Here is a 23,357-nt window from a genome sequence, read left to right as displayed (position 1 = left end):
TAAAAAGCTTTTTTACTAACACTAAATTTATTAAAATGAAAAAATATACAATACTATTACTTTTACTTACCGCAGGAGTACAATTTTCGTGCAATAACGATCTTGATCCCACAGTATATAGTAATTTGACCAATACAAATGGGTATCAAACAAAGTCGGATGCCATTGCGGCCGTCAATTCAATCTATGGTCGACTTAAAGGACCCGTTGTTGGGGATAACTTTTCGTACTGGGCAACGAGACATTTTGCTTTGACAGATCTTGCAACAGATTTAGGGCATTGCCAATATGGTGGTGACCCAGGACAATTGTCTTTGGGAACTTGGAATGCTGCCAATGGACTACTTAAAGAAGATTGGAATGCAATGTATAAGTTGATTGCCAATGCCAACAGTGCGATTTACAACATCGCACCTATGACCGGAATTTCGGAGGCAGAAAAAGCGCAATTTATAGCTGAAGCTAAGTTTTTAAGAGCTTCTGCCTATATGGACTTGACAGATTCTTGGGGGCCGGTAATTTTAATTACAGAAGCCAATTTAGGAAACCCGGGGTATTTAGATCAAACACCTCCAACATCAGTTGAGGACATTGATGCTTTCTTGATTAAAGAACTTAATGAAGCTGCAGCCGTATTACCGGTTAACTATAAAAAAAGTACTATTTATGATAGCAATGATGTGGGGCGTGCTACCAAAGGTGCTGCATTAACGTTATTGGCAAAATTATATTTGCGTAGCCACAGCTGGCAACAAGTAGTGAGCATTACCAAACAGGTAATGGATCTTAATGAATACAGTCTTTATCCTTCTTATAATGGGTTGTTCAAAGAAAGCAACAAATGGTGCAGTGAAAATATTTTCTCTTCTCTTAGTGATGCCAATACGAATGGAACAGAATTGTTGAATCACTTTGGACCGGTAGATCACCCGGTTGTTCAAAACAGATGGCAGTATTATACCGTAAATTGGGATTTCTATAATACTTTTGGTGATGAAGATGAAAGAAAACAATGTTTCTTCCCTGAATTTATGGGTGTTGATGGTTTGTTGCACAAGCAAGCTCCTACATTGGGTGCTGAACCACCCGCTGGTGAATTCTACATGCCGGATGTATCTACAAGGAAATATGCAGATGATGAGACTACAACTTATTATGATGGTCACAGTGTAGATATTTTGCGTTATGCCGATGTATTGTTAAGTAGAGCTGAAGCAATAAATGAGCTAAGCGGTCCTACTGCCGAAGCAATAGATCTTATTAATCAAGTTAAAGCGAGATCACATGCTAAACTTTTGGTTATGGCAGATTACAATCAAACTACCCTAAGAGATGCTATTTTGCAAGAAAGAGGATGGGAGTTTTTCTTTGAAGGAAAACGTCGTTCCGATTTAATCAGAATGAACAAATATGATGTTCTTGTAAATGCATACCACCTTAGAGTAGGTGAAGCGGCTCAAATCAAGATGCCTCAAAATAAATTTTATACGTACCCTCAAAGTCAAGTTGATCTTAACCCTAAGTTAAGTAATGCCGACAGACAGTAAGCAGTAATTTGGTTGTTTAAATTTAAAACCAAGGATATAAAATATAGTAAATAGGGAGACTATTATATCCTTGGGTTTTATAAAAAAAAAGCACTAGCGCTTTTTTAAAACATACATAAAATGATTAAGAGATTTTTATCCATAGCACTTTTTGTTTTCTCGCTATTAATGCTGATGAGTTGTTCTAATAAAGGCAACTGTATCCAAAATATCACCGTAGGAACTCATGGTAACAACGAATTGAAGATTCAAATCGATGTTACCACAAGTACTGATGCAAAGGTATATGTAGAATATTGGCGTGAAGCAACTGGAAGTAAAGGTAAAATGACTTCCTTGACAACATCTGGAGGAACAAAACATTCTTTGGTACTTTGTTCTATCACTCCAGAGACTAAGTACAACTATCAGGTTGTGACGATTCAGGATGATGTAAAAAATACAAGCAAAGTTTATGCTTTCAAATCCAGACAATTGCCGGAATGGTTTCAAAAGCAATTCAAAGCCAATTGTCCAAAACCTAATTTGTTGCCAGAGAATTTCAAAAAGGGTTTTATGCTTATGAGCAAAAGGGAAACTCCGGGTGTAGCTTATATAGTAGATTATAAAGGAAATTTGAGATGGTATCATACTGTAGAAGGAACGGGTTTCAAAGTTTCCTGTTTTACCGATGACCAAACGATTATTTCCATACTTGGGAAAAATGATGAGCCAACGAGTTATGGTAGTGAGATTTTAGAAATTAATTTGCAAGGCGATACACTAACACATATTAAAAAAGGTCAAGGTGATTTTAAACAAGTGATTCATCATGAAATCATAAAAAAATCGACCAACGAAATCGTGACTTTGTTTGTTGATGAAAGAATAACCGACTTATCCTCGATAGGCGGAAAAAAGAAAGATACCATCAACGGTGACGGAATTCTTATTTTGGATAAAAAAGGAAAACAACTTTGGAAATGGAGTGTTTTTGACGATTTAGATCCAATGAAAGATAAAGCATTACTGAAAACAAAAAAGGATTGGATGCATGCCAATAGTTTGAATTATGACAAAGACGGCAATTTTATAATTTCGTTTTATAATAACGGCCAAATTTGGAAAGTAGATGCCAAAACCGGAAAAGTAATCTGGAAAATAGGAAAGGGCGGAACAATGACTATGCCAGCCAATTGTAATTTCTCGCAAGCCCACGCTGCACATATTAACCAAGAAGGTAGTTTAATGTTTTTTGATAATGGTGTCGATAAAAAACAGTCTGCTGTTTTTGCTATGAAAGTAGATGAAAAAGGCAATGCCATAAAACTAGATTACCAAGTGAAATTACCAAAGGAAATCTATAATGACAGAATGGGAAGTGCCTATATGATTGACAAAGAAACCATATTGTGTTGTTGTTCAAAAAGACACATAACTGTTCTGACCGATAAAAAAGGGGTTTTACTTTGGGCCTTAGAGTCTGAAATTCCTCCTTATCGTGTTAAGTTTATCCCGGAAGATAAACTCAAACCGTTTCTTTTTAACTAAAAATAACCAAAAGGTAGTAGCTGTTTCAATTGGGATAACTTTTAATTACCTGGATTTAATATCTTATCAGTATGAAATGAGCATGAACGTAAATTTGTCGCAAGCAAAAATGAAGATATGCGAATTACATATGACATATAAAAAATAAATATTATCTACATATGAAAAAAATAGTTGTTATAGGAATCCTTTTTGCTTTGCCAATAATGATTTTTAATTCTTGTAATTCTTCTTCGGCCAATACAGTTGCAAAAGAAGAAACAAAAGATGAATCTTATATTACAATCGATACTTCAAAAATTCCAAATGATAAGTTTGGTGAATCGGTACGTTATGGGAGAGAATTAATGCTAAGAACGGCATATTATATTGGTCCAGATGGAATTAAGGGAAAATATTTGGGCAACAAAATGAATTGTACCAATTGCCATCAAGATGCGGGAACTAAACCATATGCTTTCAATTTGATGTCATCACATGACAATTATCCACAATATCGAGGGCGAGAAGACAAAGTACTCACGCTTGCAGAACGTGTTAACAATTGTGTTATGCGTCCGCATTCCGGTAAACCATTGCCATTGGACAGCGATGAAATGGTAGCTTTCTTATCTTATTTTAAATGGATTAGCAAGTTTGTGCCAAAGGACAGTTTATTTAAAGGATCTAAAAATCTAAAAATTGAATTTCCGGAAGTTGCTGCAAGTCCTGAAAGAGGAAAAGTACTTTTCACCGAAAACTGCGCTCGTTGTCACGGAAATGATGGGGAAGGAAAATTCAATGAGGACAAATCAGGATATGTTTACCCACCTTTATGGGGAAAATATGCCTACCAACCCGGTTCAAGCATGCATAGAGTTATCAAACAAGCGCAATGGCTAAAAGGGAATATGCCTTTTGACAAAGTAACTGTTGGTAAACCCTATTTGACAGATGCTCAGGCACTCGATATTGCGGCTTATGTTAATGATGATTCTGTTCATACCCGACCAAACCCAAAAACATTGGATTATCCAAATCCAAAGGCAAAGGCAATAGATTATGCACATGCCCCTTTTAGTGATCCTTTTTCTGAAAAACAACATAAGTTAGGACCTTTCAAACCCATTATTGAATATTGGAAAAAACAAGGGTGGGAGCCTATTTATTAAAGTTTTATAAAACAATCTATTACTATACTACATACCCTTTTGAAAAAAACATAACCATGCAAAACAACTCAAAACCGAGATTTTTTATAAGTAGCTTATTTGCACTTTGTCTTTTTATAACTACTGGTGCTTTACATGCGCAAGAGTTAAAATACACTGATGGAAATAACAGTTGGAATCCAAGTTTACTCGGAAATCATCGTGCTGTAGTACAGTTTACGGGTAGCGGAACAGTTGCCAAAACTACAATCGACTGGAGAAGAAGAGATGAAAATCCAGAGATGAAACAGATTATTGTTCAGGATGCTAAAACAGGTAAAGACATTCTTAATGTGAAGCCTGAAAATATAAATAGAGAATCGGGAACTATTTTTTTCGAACCTGTTTCTGGTAAAGGAACCTATTATGTGTATTATTTGCCATACATAGATGAAGGACCAAATGTGTATTATCCCAAAGGGGTTTATGTTAAAGCTAAAAACACTGCCGATGCCGCATGGTTGTCTACAGTAAAAACCGATTTAAAGACTAATTGTAATGTTTCGGAAATTCAAAGTATCAATGCTTTCAATAGTTTTTATCCTATGGAAGTGATTGCTACGGCTACTGAAACACAAAATTTAATTGCGCAAAATAAAGGAAAAGCTTTCTTGGTTTTCCCGGAAGATCGAATGAATTCTATCCGAATGCAAAAAGATTTACCAAAACGCTGGATTGATAAAGGTGTTCAAAATACGTTCACTGATACTGCATTAAAAGGAGAATATTTAGCTTTTCAATTGGGAGTTTATGCTTTGCAAGATTTAAGCAACGTGAAAATTACTTTTTCAGATTTAAAAAACAAGGAAGGAAAAACAATTTCAGCAAAAAATATAAGCTGTATCAATACAGATGGAATAAAATATGATGGTTCTGTTTTTTCAAACAGTGTAAATGTTCCAAAAGGCAGAATACAAGCGATGTGGTGCGGAATTGATGTTCCGGAAAGCACTACGGCTGGAGATTATTTAGGTGAGGTTTTGGTTAGTTCGGGTGGTGCCACCCAAGCAGTTTCTCTTCATTTGGTGGTTAATGAAGATGTTACTAAGAATGGTGGCATTGACCACCCCGAGAAAATGACCCGATTAAAATGGTTGAATTCTACAATGGCGCAAGAAAACACCGTTATTGCACCATATACACCATTGGAAGTAAAGGAAACAGAGATTTCGTTATTAGGGCGAAAAGTGCTTTTGAATAAAAATGGATTGCCAACTCAGATTCAAACTTTTTTCACACCCGAAATGACTTCAATTGGTACTAAAGCCAATAATATATTAGTCGCTCCTGCCCAATTCCATTTAGTGGATAATGCCGGAAAAGAAATCAATAATTGGAAAAATACCAGTTTCAAATTTACAAAAAAAGAAGCAGGAACAGTAGCATGGGAAAGCACCAACACAGATACTGCTGTTGAGATGCAGGTAAACGGAACACTTGAATTTGATGGGTTTTTATCATATACTGTTAAAATTACGGCTCTTGAAGATGTTACTTTCAATGATATCAATTTTCAAATGCCTTTGCAACCTACATCAGCTAAATATTTGATGGGATTAGGTCAAAAAGGTGGAGAACGTCCTGAATCACTTAAATGGAAATGGGATGTTGCCAATAAAAATCAGGATGGTGCATGGATTGGAAATGTGAATTCTGGATTGCAGTTTTCTTTGAGAGATGAAAAATACAGCCGTCCTTTAAACACTAATTTCTATTTGCAAAAACCATTAATCTTGCCAGCTTCTTGGGGTAATGAAAACAAAGGAGGAATTGATATTGTTCCTAGTGGGAAAACGGTTTTGGTTAATGCTTACAGCGGAAACCGAACCATGAAAAAAGGGGATGTTTTGTACTATAATTTCAATTTATTGATTACACCTTTTCACGCAATCAATACAGATTTCCAGTGGGATAGTAGATTTTATCACAGATATAATAATTTAGATACCATTGCAAAAACGGGAGCTACAATTGTGAATATTCATCATGCAACACCTATAAATCCATATATCAATTATCCTTTTATTGAACATGAAAAGATGAAAAACTATATTGATGAAGCACATAGCAAGGGATTAAAAGTAAAAATTTACAATACTATTAGAGAGCTTAGTAACAAAAGTTACGAGATACATGCTTTACGCAGTTTGGGGCACGAAATTTTTACTCCAGGTAAAGGAGGAGGATTTAATTGGTTGCAAGAGCATATTGGTGAAGATTATATTGCAGCATGGTTTGTTCCCGAAATTAAGGACGCAGCTATTGTAAACAGCGGTATGAACCGTTGGCACAATTATTATGTCGAAGGAATGAATTGGTTGGTTCAAAATGTAGGTATAGACGGTGTTTACCTAGATGACGTTGCTTTTGATAGAGTTACGATGAAGCGAGTTAAAAGGGTATTGACTAAAGACGGACATCCCGGAATAATTGATTTGCACAGCGCTAACCAATACAACAAAAGCGATGGATTTAATAACAGCGCCAATTTATACATGGAGCATTTTCCATATCTAAATAAACTTTGGTTTGGTGAATATTTTGATTACGAAAAAAACCAACCTGACTTTTTCTTGACCGAAGTAAGCGGAATCCCTTTCGGACTTATGGGGGAAATGTTGCAAGATGGCGGTAATGCTTGGCGTGGAATGATTTACGGAATGACGAACAGAATGCCTTGGAGTGAAAATGCAGATCCACGTCCCATTTGGAAAGTATGGAATGATTTCGGTATCAAGGGTTCAGAAATGGTAGGATATTGGAGCGAAAACTGTCCAGTAAGAACTACTAATGCTAAGGTATTGGCAACTGTTTATAAAAAGAAAGGCGCAGCATTAATCTCTATTGCAAGTTGGGCCGATGAGGATGTAAAGGTAAAACTGAACATTGACTGGAAAAAATTAGGAATTGATCCTGCTAAGGCTAAAATAACGATTCCAGAAGTAAAGAATTTTCAATCAGCTCAGCAATTTTCTGTTAATTCGGAACTTTCAGTTGCTAAAGGGAAAGGCTTTCTGTTGATTGTAAATCAATAAGTAAGTTTTGAAAAAATAATGAGCTGAGTTCTATAATTGTTTTATGGGCTGGCTCGAGATGTTCTAAAACATGCCGAGAAAGCCCGTAAAAAAAATCAATATCAAAAATGAAATTAAAATCAGCAGTTTTCCTTTTATATCTTGTTAGTCAGTTTGTTGTTGGACAGAATAATGCACCAACAATCAAAGTGTATAAAAAAGTTTTTACCACCTATCCTTTTTCAGATCCCGATCCTATTCCAAAACCAGATTCAAAAATCTATCCATATTATCGATTTGATGGCTTTACAGATAAGCCTGTACAAAAGGAATGGAAAGTGATAGAACTGGAGAACGATTATATTAAACTAACGATTTTGCCAGAAGTGGGAGGCAAAGTTTGGTCTGCTATCGAGAAATCAACAGGAAAAGATTTTATTTACAACAATCATGTGATTAAATTTAGAGACATTGCTATGCGCGGACCTTGGACTAGCGGTGGTGTTGAAGGGAATTATGGAATTATTGGGCATACGCCAAATTGTGCCACCCCAGTAGATTACATAACCACTACCAGAGAAGACGGTAGTGTAAGTTGCGTGATTGGAGTATTGGATTTGCTTACCCGAACTTCTTGGAAATTAGACATCAATTTGCCAAAGGATAAGGCTTATTTCACCACCAATTCTTTTTGGTTTAATAGTACTGCATTTGAGCAGCCTTATTATACTTGGATGAATACGGGAATTAAAGCAGCCGGTAATTTGCAATTTATTTATCCGGGTAAAAATTATCTTGGTCACGATGGTGAGTATAATTCATGGCCCATCAACAAGGAAAATGGTAAGGATCTTTCTTTTTACAACAATAACAATTTTGGAGGTTACAAATCATACCATGTGTTCGGTAAATACAGTGATTTTTTTGGAGGATATTGGCATGATGAAGATTTTGGAATGGCTAGATATAGCAATCACGATGATAAACCCGGAAAGAAAATATGGATTTGGGGTTTATCACAACAAGGAATGATCTGGGAAAAATTATTGACGGACACAGACGGACAATATGTAGAAGTGCAAAGCGGAAGATTATTCAATCAATCTGCTGAAAATAGTATGTACACGCCTTTTAAACACCGCTCTTTTTCACCGTACCAGTCGGATTCTTGGACAGAGTATTGGTTTCCAGTTAAACAAACCAAAGGATTTGTAAAAGCAAATAATTATGGTTCCGTAAATGTGAAAAACGAGGATGGCTGGTTGAAGATTTATTTTTCGCCATTGCAAAAGTTGAACGAAAAACTGGTTGTGTTTGATAATGGAAAAGTGGTGTATTCCAAGGATATTTCCGTTAAGCCTATGGAATTATTCAAAGACTCTATTCGTGTTTCCGTTGATGAAAATAAGTTAAAACTAGCAATCGGAGAGAATAAATTGGTTTGGAATTCGGCGCCAGAAGATGGAAATCTAAGTCGTCCATTAGAAATTCCAAAAGATTTCGACAATAATTCGGTATATGGTTTATACCTTCAAGGGAAAAACTACATCAGTTTTAAGGATTATATAAAAGCGGAGGAAAAGCTTATCGAATGTTTGAAAAAAGAGCCAAATTATGCTCCGGCATTATCGGATATGGCATCTTTGCAAATCAGAAAATCTCAATATGCCGAGGCAATTTTAACTGCTAGTAAAGCTTTAGCAATTAACACGTATGATCCAGCTGCCAATTATTATTATGCTATGGCCAACTTATATTTAGGAAACAAAACCGACGCAAAAGACGGTTTTGATCTTGCCGCTTCGAGTGTTGAATATCGTAGCGCTTCTTATACGGAGTTGAGTAAAATTTACTTTTGTGAAAACGAAACAACAAAAGCAATTGAGTATGCCGATAAAAGTTTATTGAACAATCAATATAATCTGGAAAGCCTGCAATTGTTGGCTGTGATATATCGCTTGCAAAATGATGCTACAAAATCAACTGAAATACTTAACAGAATTAACGGAGTTGATCCTTTGAGTCATTTTGTACGTTTTGAAAAATTTATTTTGGATGGTTCAGAAGTTTCTAAGAAAAATTTTACTTCATTGATTCAGAATGAAATGCCACAACAAACTTATCTGGAATTAGGAATGTGGTATTATCGATTAAATCGTAAGGAAGAGGCATCAAAAGCTTTTTCACTTGCTGTACCAAATGCAGAGCTATTGTATTGGAAAGCATTTTTGGAAAACAAAGCAGTAGATTTAAGTCAGATTCAACCTGGAATCAGTTTTCCATTTCGTGCTGAAACCGCCAATGTGTTAGAAAAATTGATACCAACAAATAATCAATGGCAATTAAAATACCATTTGGCATTGATTGAATGGAACCGAAATAATATAGCAAAAGCTAAAGAATTGTTCCAACAATGCGGCACAAAATCGATGGATCCAGCTTTTTATGCTGCAAGGGCGGCTTTGATGAAAGAGAATCCAGAATTAGCTTTGATTGATCTTCAACAAGCTATTAAGTTGGATAAACAAGGATGGAGATATTCTAAATTATTGACGGAACATTTTATCGTACAAAAACAGTATGATAAAGCACTAGCTGTTGTAGAGCCTTTTTACAAAGGGCACAAGGAGAATTATATCATAGGAATGTTATATGCCAAAACACTGTTGCTTAACAAAAAATATGCAGTTGCAGATGTATTTTTAACCCAATTGAAAATTCTTCCTTTTGAAGGAGCCACAATTGGCAGACAATTGTATCATGAAGCCAAACTAATGCAGGCGGTAACAGAAATGAAAAACAAACAATACAAAAAAGCATTACAGTTTATTGCAGAGGCTAAATTATGGCCTGAAAATTTAGGCGTTGGGAAACCGTATGACGAAAACATAGACGAAAGATTGGAAAACTGGCTGAATTATTTGTGTTACACAAACCTTGGAGATCAGACAACAGCTAATGAATCGTTGCAAAAAATCATTGCTTTCAGTCCAAAAGTGGATAATACGGTTATGAACTTTTTACCGGCAAATCAATTGGTTTCAGCATGGGCTATTGAAAAAACGTCTAATGCAAAAAAAGCGGAAGAATGGTTACAGGCTCAGGCAAAGATATATCCTTCCAATAAAATTATTCAGTGGTGTCTTCATACTTATACCAAAAAACAATCAGTTGGCTTAACAGAGGATGAAAAAGATGGTGAAGTCAGAATTTTGGAAAAACTTTAAAAAAATAAATTAGCACAAAATCCCAGTTTTAACTAACATAAAAAAGGGTGATAGAATTACATCAATGTATGATTTAGCGTAATTTTATCATCAAAACAACCATCATAAACAAAACAAAAATGAATAAGCTTTTTTTAAAATGTACAGTTTTTAGCTTCATCGCATTGGTATCGGTAGAAATGAGTGCACAGAACGCTAATAAAAATACAGACGAGCTAGCCGCTTATAGAGTTACTGCGCAAAAGGTAAACGATCTCGTAAATACAAAACTGGAAGTGTCATTTGATTATGGCAAGCGATATTTATACGGAAAAGAATGGCTTACTTTAACGCCTCATTTTTACGAAACGGATACCCTTACTTTGGACGCCAAAGGAATGGATTTTAAAGAAATTGCAATAATGGAAGGGACAAAAAAAGTTCCTTTAAAATATACGTATGATACAGAGCAACTCTTTATCACTCTAAACAGAAAATATAAAAACACGGAGAAATACACCATTTATATTGATTATACTGCAAAACCAAATGAGTTAAAAGCAAAAGGAAGCGCTGCAATTACTGATGCAAAAGGATTGTATTTTATCAACCCAGACGGAAAAGAAGATAAACCCATAGAAATATGGACACAAGGTGAAACAGAGGCATCATCTGCTTGGTTTCCTACTATTGATAAGCCAAATCAAAAAACGACATCGGAGATTTCGATGACAGTGGATGCTAAATATGTGACATTGTCAAATGGAAAATTAGTTGCGCAAAAAGCTAATAAAAATGGAACTCGCACAGATACATGGAAGATGGATGTGCCTAATGCTCCTTACTTGTTTATGATGGCTGTTGGAGATTTTAAAATATTTAAAGATTCCTATAATGGTAAGGAAGTTAGTTATTACTTAGAACCAAAGTATGCGCCGTATGCCAAACAAATATTTGGCAAGACACCGGATATGATGAATTTTTACAGCAAAATGTTAGGAGTTGAATATCCGTGGGTTAAATATGCTCAGATTGTTGCTAGAGATTACGTTTCTGGCGCAATGGAAAACACATCGGCTACTTTGCATGGTGAATATGTGCAAAAAACAGAAAGAGAATTATTGGATGACAATGGAGAAAGTACTATTGCACACGAACTTTTTCATCAGTGGTTTGGGGATTATGTAACAGCCGAATCTTGGTCTAATTTAACGATGAATGAATCTTTTGCAACTTTTGGAGAAGTACTTTGGCATGGACATGATGCCGGACAAGATGCAGAAGACAGATCACGTTATGAAAAACTACAAAACTATTTAGGCTCTAGCAAAAATGGAATGAGCCCAGTTTTGGCCCGTTTTCATTACAATGATAAAGAAGATATGTTCGACAATATTAGCTATTCAAAAGGTTCTATAATATTGTACGCTATAAAAAATCAAATGGGTGATGAAGCTTTCTTTAAATCATTAAATCGTTATTTGACTACGAATGCTTTTAAGAGTGGAGAAACACATCAGTTGCGCTTGGCAATGGAGGATGTGACCGGAATAGATTGGAGTCCTTATTTTAACCAATGGTACTATCAAGGAGGTAATCCGATTTTAGAAATTAAATATGGTTATGCTAATGGGAAAGCTACTATTTCTGTAAAACAAACTCAGGATAGTTCTGTACAATTGTTTAGCCTGCCACTAAAAGTTGATTTTTATGTAAACGGAAATAAAATTAGAAAGAATATTTTAATTGAAAACAGAGAGCAAAATTTCAGTTTTGATGTGCCTGTAAAACCAGATTTTGTGGATATGGATGCCGATAAAATTTTGGTTGGCCAAATTATTGAAAACAAGAAGGCTGAAGATTATCTATATCAATATAAAAATGCTCCATCGTATTTTAACAGAATTGAAGCAATAAAATTTGCTCTTAAAGATAAAAGTCATACTGCCCAACTTATTGCATTGGCCGGTTTAGGTGATCAACAAGATGATTTAAGGACACTTAGTGTTAAAGGATTGGATTTAAACGATAGCCAAACAAAAGATGCTGCATTTAAAAGCTTACTTGGTATAGCCAAAAATGATAAAAATACAACTGTTCGAGCAGCAGCAATTTTGAAATTGGCATCAACTGGTGACACTGCTTATAAAGAATTAATGAATGAAAGTATTAAAGAGCAGTCTTATAAAGTGATTGCTGCAGGTATATCTGGATTGTTTAAATTCTCAGCTGAAGAAGGAAATAAAGCATTGGCATCATTGGACGACGACACCAAAAAACATGTAACTCCTTTGATGAAAAAAATGTAAAATCAAAAATAGTTTGCAAAAACCTAATCAAAATGAAATATCCAAAAGTTGCTTTTTCTTTCTTTTTTACAATTCTTATTAGTGTTATATCGACAGCACAGAATTCAAAAATTGAATTATCATTGCCTCTTGGAGGAAATGCATTTAGCTCTTTGCATAATGAAGAAAATCCAACAATCACAAATAACGGAATAGAAAATTGGGCGAATCCGAAAGAGTATTTTACAGCCTACTTCCGAATTTCTAAACCTGGAACATTTACAATTGCTACAGATGAATCGGTTGTTGTTTCTGGAAAATCAGTTTTAGAATTTATTATCAATAATTCATCGAAAAGAGTTAGATACGACGAAACAAAAAAACACTCTCTAATTGTTGGGAATTGGAAAATCTCGGATACAGGTTATGTTGCCATAAAAATAAAAGGAATAAGCAAAACAGCAAATGCTTTTCCTTCTATTTCGGGATTAACAATTAGTAGTACTGATTTCGATGGGAAAATTGCTCTAGTTCCCAATAATGAAGGAAATTTTTATCATTGGGGCAGACGTGGGCCTTCAGTTCATTTAAATTATCAAGTTCCTGAAAATGTAAATGCCGAATGGTATTATAATGAAATAACTGTGCCAGTAGGTCAGGATATTATTGGTTCTTATTATATGGCAAACGGTTTTGGCGAAGGTTATTTTGGAATTCAGGTTAATTCGGATCACGAGCGTAGAATTCTGTTTTCTGTTTGGAGTCCTTTTGCAACCGATAATCCGGAAAGCATACCTGACTCTCAAAAAATCAAGTTGCTGAAAAAAGGAAACAACGTTACGACCGGAGAATTTGGCAATGAAGGTTCTGGAGGACAAAGCTATTTGAAATACAATTGGATTGCTGGTAATACTTATAAATTTTTACTCCATGGTTCGCCCCAAAAAGATAATACGACTATTTATAGCGCCTATTTCTTTGCTCCAGAATTGAATCAATGGCAGTTAATTGCGAGTTTTAATCGCCCGCAAACAAATACATATTTGAAGCGATTTCATTCATTTTTAGAAAATTTCATTCCAGAGCAGGGGGATATATCTCGCAAAGTATTATTTAGTAATCAATGGGTTTACGATGATTTAGGAAATTGGATTGAAGTAAACGCCGCAAAATTTACAATTGATAATACTGGGAATAAAGGGTATCGTATGGATTATTCAGGCGGTTTGGATGAGAAATCATTCTATTTGAAAAACGGAGGTTTCTTTAATAATTACACTAAGAAGCAAATTATTTTCACAAGACCCTTGACTAATAATAAGCCAAAAATTGATTTTAATGGTTTGCCATAAAAGTAAGTCATTGTCAGAATGATTTAGATCAAACATATACAGATTTTACATCTATTTTTTAAACTAATTAACATAATAATGAAATCTACTTTTTTTAAAAACATTCTGATTATCTGTTGTTTATTGGGATGGATAGGGGCGTCTGCCCAAATGATAAAGACGGCTACACCAAAACGTGCCAAAGGACAAACAGATGTTTTGCGTTTGGCTTGTGCGCCAATACCAACGGTTCGTGTTGCTTTTATTGGCTTAGGAATGCGTGGGCCAGGGGCGGTTAAACGAATGACAAATATTCCTGGAGTACAGGTTGTTGCACTTTGTGATATACTGGAAAAAAACACGAAATCGGCAAATCAGATTTTAGAAAAGGCAGGACTTCCTAAAGCGCAAGAATTTTTCGGTGATGAAAATGCTTGGCGTAAAGTAACTGCACTTCCTAATGTTGATCTTGTTTATGTTGCAACCGACTGGAAACATCATGCTCAAATTGGTGTTCAAGCAATGAAAGATGGAAAACACGTGGCTATAGAAGTACCTTCTGCAATGACAATGGATGAAATATGGGAACTAATCAATACTTCTGAAAAAACCAGAAAGCATTGTATGCAATTAGAGAACTGTGTTTACGACTTCTTTGAATTGACAACTCTAAATATGGCTCAACAGGGATTGTTTGGAGAAATTCTTCACGCAGAAGGTTCCTATATTCATAATCTTGAACCGTATTGGATGGATTACTGGAACAATTGGCGTTTGGATTACAACATAAAACATCGTGGAGACATTTATGCAACTCATGGAATGGGACCTGCTTGCTTGGCGTTGAATATCCACCGTGGAGATAAGATGAATTATTTGGTTTCAATGGATACCAAAAGCGTTGGTATTCCTGCTTTTATCAAAGAGAAAAAAGGGGAAGATTTAAAAGATTTTAGAAATGGAGACCACACTATGACAATGATTCGTACCGAGAACGGAAAAACGATTCAGATACAACATGATGTGGCTAATCCGCGTCCGTACACTCGAATGTACCAATTAACAGGAACAAAAGGTTTTGCCAATAAATATCCGGTAGAAGGATATGCTTTGGGAGCTGCAGCAGTTGGTCAAGATATTACTCCGGATTACCAAAAATTGGATGCTGAGGAGTATGTGTCTGAAGAGGTGAAAAAAGCATTAATGATTAAATATAAACATCCTATAGTAAAGGGTATCGAAGAAAAAGCCAAGCAAGTTGGTGGACATGGAGGAATGGATTTTATAATGGATTACCGTTTGATTCATTGTCTTCAAAACGGACTTCCATTGGATATGGACGTATATGATTTGGCCGAATGGTCTTGTCTTGGTCCATTGACGGAAATCTCTCTTGACAATGGTTCTACTCCTGTGCAAATTCCTGATTTTACCCGTGGCGGATGGAACAAATTGAAAAAAGTGGAGTTTTCGGAATAAAGAAATGAATTTTAAAGCAATAAGCATTAATTATTAGACTACCAATGAACATTATAATTTATAGATAATTATATTGTTCATTGGTCGTTTAATTTTATAGAATAAAATTTGAAGATAGCTGTAATAACCTTAGAAAGGTATTGCTTCTTTGTATTTAACTTAAGTGAAATGTCCTGTGTACTTGAAACGGGAAACAATTTTGAACAGGTTTATCTTTATTATTGATAAAATGTACCTAATAAAAGATAAAAAATCAGGTAATTATCTACTTTAATAGACTGAGAAAAAAAATGCAGTAGCGGATAGTCTAAAAAAATTAAAGTACAGTCCATCATTATTTGTTAGAATGCTCCTTTTTTTTTAAAGATTAGCAATGTAGTTTGGATACAATTTGTATGAATTATTTAAGTTACTTAAAATTAGTAATTTATGATTTGTGAATATAAAGAATAGAATAGAAATATCACTTGTTGAATTTTAGAATGAATACTTATATGCAGAAAATTTTTGTAAATACATGAAGCGGAAAGAGTATTGCAAGGTCCTACTATGTTTTGATTTTTTATAAATGAAATATCACCGAAAGTGGGTATTGTGATGGCCACTTATAAAGATTAAATTACAGAAAATCCTAATCCTACAAGTGAGACTCATTAGTAAGACCTTTTAAAAATGAAGCTTAAGAAAAGTGCTGGAATCCTTTTGTATAAAAGAGTTCGCAATCAATTGTTTGTCTTGCTAGTACATCCCAGTGGCCCTTTCTGGAAAAATAAAGACAGGGGACATTGGTCAATACCAAAAGGGGAATTTAATGATGAAGAAAATGCATTTGACTCCGCAATCAGAGAATTTGAGGAAGAAACTGGAACGCGATTAGAAGGAAGTTTCGTGGAACTTTCTCCTGTAAAATTAAAATTGGGTAAAATAGTTCATGCATGGGCTCTGGAAAAGGATATAGATACAAATACAATAGAGAGCAATACTTTTGAAATGGAATGGCCACCAAAGTCGGGAACAATGCACAGTTTCCTTGAAATTGACTAAGGGCAATGGTTTACAGTGGACGAAGCATTGGAGAAAATCAATAAAAAATGGGAGGTTTTATTTTGCAACTACTTAGAAAGTTTGGTTTTGATTATTAATCAAACTAAAAGACCCGATTGAAAAACAAATTTGTAAATGAACTTTATAAGCTCTTTTAAAATGAATAAAAATTTTATTGTCGTTGATGATGACTCCGTTAACAACCTTATATGCCGAAAAGTAATTAAGCTCGTTTTTCCTGAAGCAGATGTGTTAACATTTACCAATCCGGAGAAAGCACTCTTATTTATCAAGTCTATTTATACCTATTCCCCTGGAAAGACAACAATAGTACTTCTTGATATTAACATGCCTATACTTTCAGGTTGGGATTTCCTGGAAGAATTTGAGGGTTTTGATACTGATGTAAAAGAGCGACTAAAAATTTATATGCTTTCATCTTCGACTGACCAGCTCGATAAAGATCGTGCAAATGAAAACAAAAATGTACGGGGTTACATTGAAAAGCCTCTAAGCAAGGATAGTATTGCGAAGATAGTATTTTAGATTTCTAATGTCTAGCTGCAAAGATCAAACAGAGTATTGTGAAAGGGTATGATTAAAAGTTAAAGAGTAAGTAGGGGAGAGCGGAGAATTTATACGAGAAATGAAACGTTTTATCGGCTGCCAAAAGATTTCTGAACTGCCCAGTTCTCAATACTATTAAATTAGCCTGCATAAGAAGTTTGCTAGTGTTATACTCCTCTGTAAAAGATTCTGTAAATTATTTTTCTACTAATTCCAAACAAAAGACTGGCATGATTCACGCTAATGAAATCTTTTGTTTTCACTATTTCAAGATTATGATTTTGGGCGATTTCAGTCTGTTTATTGCTTTCTGTAATTTTGGACTGCCTTGTTCTTGCCTTGCAGGCTCTACTATTGCATTTTAATGAACAATACTGCGTTTTTGTTGTTTTGGCTGTGATTTCATTTCTGCAGAATTCCCAGATGCGGGCAATCCTAATGTTTGTACTCATAGAAATGTGACTTTATGTGTCCCACTGTGACTATGTGTGTCTACACGTGCCATAATTTGGCCAAAAAAAAATATTTTTTGTACCTCAAATTCTCAAGGTACAATTGAGGTACAAATTTAAGCAAAATATCGCATACTATCCAAGATGAAAAGGAAGTAAAAAAACAAGTTAAAATATTGTTTATTAATACTTTAACTCGTTTATTTGTTGTTTTTTTGTGATGTTTTGTTTTGCTATTTTCCGATGCAGAAATTAGCAAAAATATTCCCCAACAACTCATCATTGGTAACCTGACCTGTAATCATTCCAAATTGGTATAAAGCTTCTTTAATATCTAATGCCATTAAGTCACTGGAAAGATTGGTCTCCAATCCAAATTTTACTTTCTGAATTTCGTCCAGTGCTTTGAGTAGCGAATCGTAATGTCTGGTGTTGGTTACAATGGTTTCGTTATTTCGTAAAGCGCCTGTATTTACAAAAGATAGCAGTTGATTTTTAAGTTCATCAACGCCTAGTTTCTCTTTGGCAGAAATTTTTAAAAGTTTCAGGTTTAAAGTTTCAAGTTTTTGATCAATTTTTTCGATTTCATTTTCACTTAATAAATCGACTTTATTTACAACAACTAATATTGGTTTAAGTGGATATTTATTTTTAACTTTTTCAATTTCTATGATGTAGTCAGAACCTGAAACCTGAAACCTGAAACCATCAAACAAAAAAACAACAACTTGTGCCTGTTCAATTTTTTCGAACGTTTTTTTAATCCCAATACTTTCAACCACATCTACAGTTTCACGTATTCCAGCTGTATCGATGAATCGAAAACCAATACCGCCTATTACCAATTCGTCTTCAATTGTATCACGGGTAGTTCCCGCAATTTCCGAAACAATGGCGCGTTCCTCGTTCAGTAAAGCATTCAATAAAGTTGATTTCCCAACATTAGGTTCACCTGCAATTGCCACTGGAATTCCGTTTTTGATAACATTCCCAACTGCAAAAGAATCGATTAACCGCTTGAGGACAAACTCAATTCGATTCAACAATTCATGAAATTGGGTTCTGTCAGCAAATTCTACATCTTCTTCAGCAAAGTCCAATTCAAGTTCAATGAGCGAGGCAAAATTCAAGAGTTCCTCACGCAGTTTGGCAATTTCATTGGAGAAACCACCACGCATTTGTTGCATCGCAATTTGGTGTGAAGCTTCATTATCAGAAGAAATCAAATCGGCTACGGCTTCGGCTTGTGATAAATCTAGTTTTCCATTCAGGAAAGCTCTAAGGGTAAACTCCCCAGCATCGGCCATTCGACAGCCTTTTCGCAATAATAACTGGATAATTTGCTGCTGAATATAGGTTGAACCGTGGCACGAAATCTCAATTGTATTTTCTCCCGTGTATGAATTTGGTCCTTTGAAAACAGAAACCAAAACCTCGTCCAGGGTTTTTTGGTCATCAACAATATGCCCCAAATGAAGGGTATGTGATTTTTGCTGTCTTAAATCTTTGTTTTTTATGGATCGAAAAACAGAGTGCCCTATAGCAATGGCATCTTCGCCAGAAATTCGAATTACGGCAATTGCTCCCGCTCCCGAAGGAGTGGCCAACGCAACTATTGAATCGTTTTGGATCATAACAAAAAATTTATGCAAAAGTAAGCAAAACTTACCACCTTACAAGTCTACTAAATCAATGCATTTTATGTTATTTTTTTATTAATTATAAATCAAAATGACAATTATCATACTTTCTTTTTAGAAGTTTTGTAACTTTATATAAAATATTGATATTCAGTAAATTATTAAGGATATGAAAAAAATATTGTTCCCTACAGATTTTTCAGAAGTTTCGAAAAATGCCTTTATTTACGCTTTAAAACTAGCCGATGCCATTCATGCCGAAATTATTACTTTGCACGTTTATGAATTGGATTCGCCTACTTATTTAGATGTTTCCATCTACTTGCAGGATATCTATGAGTACGAAGAGTTAAGTGATTTTGAAAATTATAAAGACGAAGTTCCTCTGTTGCGAAATATTGCCGAAGAAAATAGTATGGGGCATATAAAAATTAGTAACGTTCTTATAAAAGGGTTTTTAGTGAAAGAAGTAGTCAAGCTTTCCAAAAAAGAAAATATAGACTTTATTGTTATGGGAACCAAAGGAGTAACCCATTTGCGGGAAGTGTTTTTGGGAACGGTGGCTACAAAAATAATGAATGAATGCGATGCCACAGTTTTGGCTATTCCCGAAAAATGCAGTTATATGCCTATTGAAAAAATATTGTTCAACACAAGATTCCATATGGACGATATTGAACCGTTAAAAAAAGTAGTGACTTTGGCTAATGTTTTTCACTCTCACATCGATTGTTTGAACATAAAGGCACCACATACAGTCTATAAAGATGATTTTGTGGTCGATTTCAAAAATATTTTCAAAGACCAGAATATTACTTTTCATTCCGTTTTAGCTAACGATATAGAAGGAGAAATTTTAAGCTTTATTGAGAAAAATAAAATAAATATGGTAGCCATTCATGAACGGCATAGAGGTTTCTTCGAAAAAATTTTTCAGGTAAGCCTTAGCAAAAAGCTGACATTTCATATCAATATACCAATTTTGTCCGTTCATTAAAACTATTAATTTTAAAATAATTTGGGCGTGCCCCAGTTGAGCAAAGGGGCTTATGTATAGAGTCGCTTATACGCCCCTTTGCTCAACTGGGTCGGGCTATCTGCGCTACTTCGGTAGCTAGCTTTTATCCCTCACGCGCAACCTGCAAAACAACAAATAACCGTATAAAAGAAAAGAGCTTTCGTTTAGTTTTGTAGGAGTATCAAATTAGTAAGCAGAAACGTTTATCAAAAATTAAACCTAAATTCATATAGAAATGAAAAAGATTTTATTCCCCACCGATTTTTCTGAAGTCGCCAATAATGCTTTTATCCATGCATTAGAATTTGCAAAAATTGTAAATGGAGAACTATTGTTGTTACATACTTTTGAACTGCCCATTGTCGATAATCAATTTATTCCTGACAATTATTATAGTATTTTTGATTCTTTACAATTGGCTCAATTTGACATGTTCAAAGAGGAAATTCCTAAACTTCGTGAACTGGCCAAACAAAGAAACTTAGACCATATTAAATTAAGCCACAAACTCATGGACGGCGATTTAATTTATGCCATCAAGAAAGTTGTCAAAGAAGAAAACATAGATTTTGTCGTAATGGGTACTTCTGGCGCAACAGGTTGGGAATCTTTTTTCATTGGTTCCAATACTGGAGCAATTGTTACTGCTATAGATGTTCCTGTACTTAGTGTACCTGCTGAAGCCCAATTTGAAAAGATTGAAACCATTGGTTTTACCACACGTTTTAGAGAAAAAGACAAAGCGCCATTAAGACAAGTTATCAAAATAGCCAAAAAAACACACGCAATCGTGAAATGTTTGTATGTAAAAACGGCTAAATCAGATATTTCAGAAGAAACGATAAATCAATGGAAAACTGAATTTGAAAACGAACCCGTTAAGTTTTCAGTTGTAAAAAGTGATGTCGTTAAAGATACCATCTTGGATTTTGTTTCCCATAAAAACATCGATATTTTGGCAATGATAACCCATAAACGTAATTTTTTCTCCGAGTTGTTTACCCCAAGCCTGACCCAAAAATTATCCAATATTTCAATTGTACCAATATTAGCACTTCATGAAGAGGAGTGATTGTAGATTTTAGAATGTAGATTTTAGATTTTTTGTTTTTTAGTTTTGCTATTGATATTGTCATTGAAATTCTCATTGCCATTGAAGTTGACTTTCCCTACATTTGTATATCATTAAAACAAACAATGGAAATATACAAAGGCAATAGCCAGAATTATTCTGAGGAGTTAAAAGCAATCAATACTAAATACAATACAATCAGCTTTTTTAGGTTTATTAGTATCTTACTTTTTTTAGGAAGCTTATTTTATTACATAAAAACCAGCGAATCAGTATTTGTCATATCGGCAATTTTGCTGTTCGCTGGTTTTCTTGTTTTGATGCGTATCCATTCCAAATTATCATTTCAAAAAAAGATAAAAAGTGCTTTGGTTCAAATCAACCAAAATGAAATTACTTATTTAGAACGTAAATCAATTCCTTTTGAAAACGGATTAGAATTCAATGATTTTCACCATCCGTATGCTTATGATTTGGATATTTTTGGGGAGCATTCATTATTTCAAAATCTGAACAGAACCGCTACTTTTATTGGTAAAAAGACCTTGGCCAAACAATTGCTAACGCTTTTGCCAAATGATGAAATACTAAATAATCATCAAGCAGTTCAGGAATTAAAAGAGAAATTAGATTGGCGTCAGGAGTTTTTGGCTGTTGCCAAAGTTGGACAGGATAATGAAACATTTTACAAAACCTTATTACAATGGAGTGTCTTTAATAGCAAGCCTTTGTCCAAAGTAGCTGTGTTTATTTCCTATTTGTTTCCGGCATTGCTTTTAAGTTGCTTTTTGGGGTATTTAATAACTTCAAATATTGTTTTTCTTTCTTATTTTTCATTTTTGTTTGTTTGTAATTTGACCATTTTAGGGAATTTCGTAAAACGAATCAAAATGGAAATTGCTCAGGCAGATAATATCAATGTGATTATCAGTCAATACAGTTTATTAGTGCAAAAAATTGAAAATAAAAGCTTCAAATCTGAAAAATTAATTGCTTTACAGCAAAAACTAAACTTTCAAAATGAGAAAGCGAGCGTTCATTTGGAGCAATTGGCCGAGTTATTTTCCAAAATGGATAGCATTGGAAATTTTGTGACCTCCATACTGTTCAATGGAACTTTTCTATTTAATGTGCACGTCTTGAAATCAATGATCGCTTGGAAAAAACAGCATGCCATTGTTTTGGAAGAATGGCTTGAAGTGATAGGGGAGTTTGAAATGCTGAACAGTTTGGCAAATTTCTCGTATAACAATCCTGAATTTGTATACCCAAAGTTAAATTCCAATTATGAGATAGATTTTTCCAATTTAAGTCATCCTTTATTGAACCCGACAACAAGAGTAGGAAATGAGGTTAAATTCCACCCACAGTCGTTTATGATTCTGACAGGTTCGAATATGTCTGGTAAGAGTACTTTTCTGCGTAGTTTGGGAGTGAATATGGTACTTACTGGAATGGGTTCTCCAGTTTGTGCGAGTGAGGCGAATGTTCATCCTCTGCCTGTTTTAGTGTCTATGCGACTCTCGGATTCCTTATCCGACAGTGAATCTTATTTCTTTGCCGAAATCAAGCGTTTGAAGCAAATTATGGATGAATTGGAAGGAAATCCTGCTTTTGTCCTTTTGGACGAAATCTTGCGTGGAACCAACTCTGATGACAAACGCAATGGAACGATCGAAGTTGTCAAAAAAGTAATTGCCAAAAAAGCAATCGGAGCCATCGCAACGCACGATATTGAAGTTTGTCTAACTACTAATGAATTCCCCGATATTCTGACCAACAAATGCTTCGAAGTTGAAATTAACAACAACGAATTGCATTTTGACTATAAACTTCGCGATGGTATTTGCAAAAATAAAAGTGCCACTTTCTTAATGAAGAAAATGGGAGTTATTTAGGAGTGGTCAGTCACAGTCATCTTTGTCAAAGTTCAAAACTTTGACAAAGATTAATTGAAACGATTTCCTGCAAGGTTTTTT

15 protein-coding genes are annotated in these 23,357 nt (G+C 34.7%); 13 read left to right on the top strand and 2 right to left on the bottom strand.

Annotated features, from left to right (window positions below):
- Positions 1-35: 35 nt before the first annotated feature.
- The 10 genes from HQN62_RS12555 (at position 36) to HQN62_RS12510 (ending at position 17,175) form a co-directional block, all read left to right on the top strand.
- Complete coding sequence (locus HQN62_RS12555) at positions 36-1,547, top strand: RagB/SusD family nutrient uptake outer membrane protein (protein WP_173504610.1); 1,512 nt, start codon at positions 36-38, stop codon at positions 1,545-1,547.
- 120 nt (positions 1,548-1,667) lie between these two features.
- Positions 1,668-3,077: an aryl-sulfate sulfotransferase gene (locus HQN62_RS12550; RefSeq protein WP_173504609.1), complete on the top strand. Its 1,410-nt coding sequence runs from the start codon at positions 1,668-1,670 to the stop codon at positions 3,075-3,077.
- A gap of 161 nt (positions 3,078-3,238) precedes the next feature.
- Positions 3,239-4,228, top strand: a complete 990-nt coding sequence (locus tag HQN62_RS12545) for a c-type cytochrome (RefSeq protein ID WP_173504608.1) — start codon at positions 3,239-3,241, stop codon at positions 4,226-4,228.
- A 56-nt stretch (positions 4,229-4,284) separates the two neighbouring features.
- A complete protein-coding gene (locus tag HQN62_RS12540) occupies positions 4,285-7,302 on the top strand; it encodes a glycoside hydrolase domain-containing protein (RefSeq protein ID WP_254454437.1) in 3,018 nt (1,005 codons plus the stop codon).
- A 107-nt stretch (positions 7,303-7,409) separates the two neighbouring features.
- Positions 7,410-10,508, top strand: a complete 3,099-nt coding sequence (locus HQN62_RS12535; protein WP_173504607.1) for a DUF5107 domain-containing protein — start codon at positions 7,410-7,412, stop codon at positions 10,506-10,508.
- Between the two features lie 119 nt (positions 10,509-10,627).
- Positions 10,628-12,796: a M1 family metallopeptidase gene (locus HQN62_RS12530; protein WP_173504606.1), complete on the top strand. Its 2,169-nt coding sequence runs from the start codon at positions 10,628-10,630 to the stop codon at positions 12,794-12,796.
- 32 nt (positions 12,797-12,828) lie between these two features.
- The gene (locus HQN62_RS12525) at positions 12,829-14,127 is read left to right on the top strand and encodes a DUF3472 domain-containing protein (RefSeq protein WP_173504605.1); all 1,299 of its coding nucleotides are present in this window, start codon (positions 12,829-12,831) and stop codon (positions 14,125-14,127) included.
- A 78-nt stretch (positions 14,128-14,205) separates the two neighbouring features.
- Entirely contained in the window at positions 14,206-15,585 is a 1,380-nt protein-coding gene (locus HQN62_RS12520; RefSeq protein WP_173504604.1) for a Gfo/Idh/MocA family protein, read from the top strand.
- Between the two features lie 672 nt (positions 15,586-16,257).
- Positions 16,258-16,629 carry an NUDIX domain-containing protein gene (locus tag HQN62_RS12515; RefSeq protein ID WP_173504603.1) on the top strand — a complete coding sequence of 124 codons (372 nt, stop codon included), beginning with the start codon at positions 16,258-16,260 and terminating at the stop codon, positions 16,627-16,629.
- Positions 16,630-16,788: 159 nt separating this feature from the next.
- Entirely contained in the window at positions 16,789-17,175 is a 387-nt protein-coding gene (locus tag HQN62_RS12510) for a response regulator (protein WP_173504602.1), read from the top strand.
- A gap of 188 nt (positions 17,176-17,363) precedes the next feature.
- On the opposite strand, the gene HQN62_RS12505 is transcribed toward HQN62_RS12510, so the two are convergent.
- The gene (locus HQN62_RS12505; protein WP_173504601.1) at positions 17,364-17,648 is read right to left on the bottom strand and encodes a DNA-binding protein; all 285 of its coding nucleotides are present in this window, start codon (positions 17,646-17,648) and stop codon (positions 17,364-17,366) included.
- A 233-nt stretch (positions 17,649-17,881) separates the two neighbouring features.
- On the bottom strand, positions 17,882-19,282 hold the full coding sequence (mnmE, locus tag HQN62_RS12500; protein ID WP_173504600.1) for a tRNA uridine-5-carboxymethylaminomethyl(34) synthesis GTPase MnmE: 1,401 nt from the start codon (positions 19,280-19,282) through the stop codon (positions 17,882-17,884).
- Positions 19,283-19,457: 175 nt separating this feature from the next.
- Between mnmE and HQN62_RS12495 the strand changes: the two genes are divergently transcribed.
- The 3 genes from HQN62_RS12495 (at position 19,458) to HQN62_RS12485 (ending at position 23,276) form a co-directional block, all read left to right on the top strand.
- Entirely contained in the window at positions 19,458-20,285 is an 828-nt protein-coding gene (locus HQN62_RS12495; protein ID WP_173504599.1) for a universal stress protein, read from the top strand.
- 256 nt (positions 20,286-20,541) lie between these two features.
- Complete coding sequence (locus tag HQN62_RS12490; RefSeq protein WP_173504598.1) at positions 20,542-21,378, top strand: universal stress protein; 837 nt, start codon at positions 20,542-20,544, stop codon at positions 21,376-21,378.
- Between the two features lie 125 nt (positions 21,379-21,503).
- Positions 21,504-23,276, top strand: coding sequence for a MutS-related protein (locus tag HQN62_RS12485; RefSeq protein ID WP_173504597.1), 1,773 nt, complete (start codon positions 21,504-21,506; stop codon positions 23,274-23,276).
- Positions 23,277-23,357: the final 81 nt, after the last annotated feature.

It is taken from the genome of Flavobacterium sp. M31R6 (assembly GCF_013284035.1).
In the GTDB taxonomy this organism is placed as follows: domain Bacteria; phylum Bacteroidota; class Bacteroidia; order Flavobacteriales; family Flavobacteriaceae; genus Flavobacterium.
The sequence above is the reverse complement of the archived record's forward strand: the minus strand, read 5'-3'. Positions and strand labels throughout refer to the sequence as shown.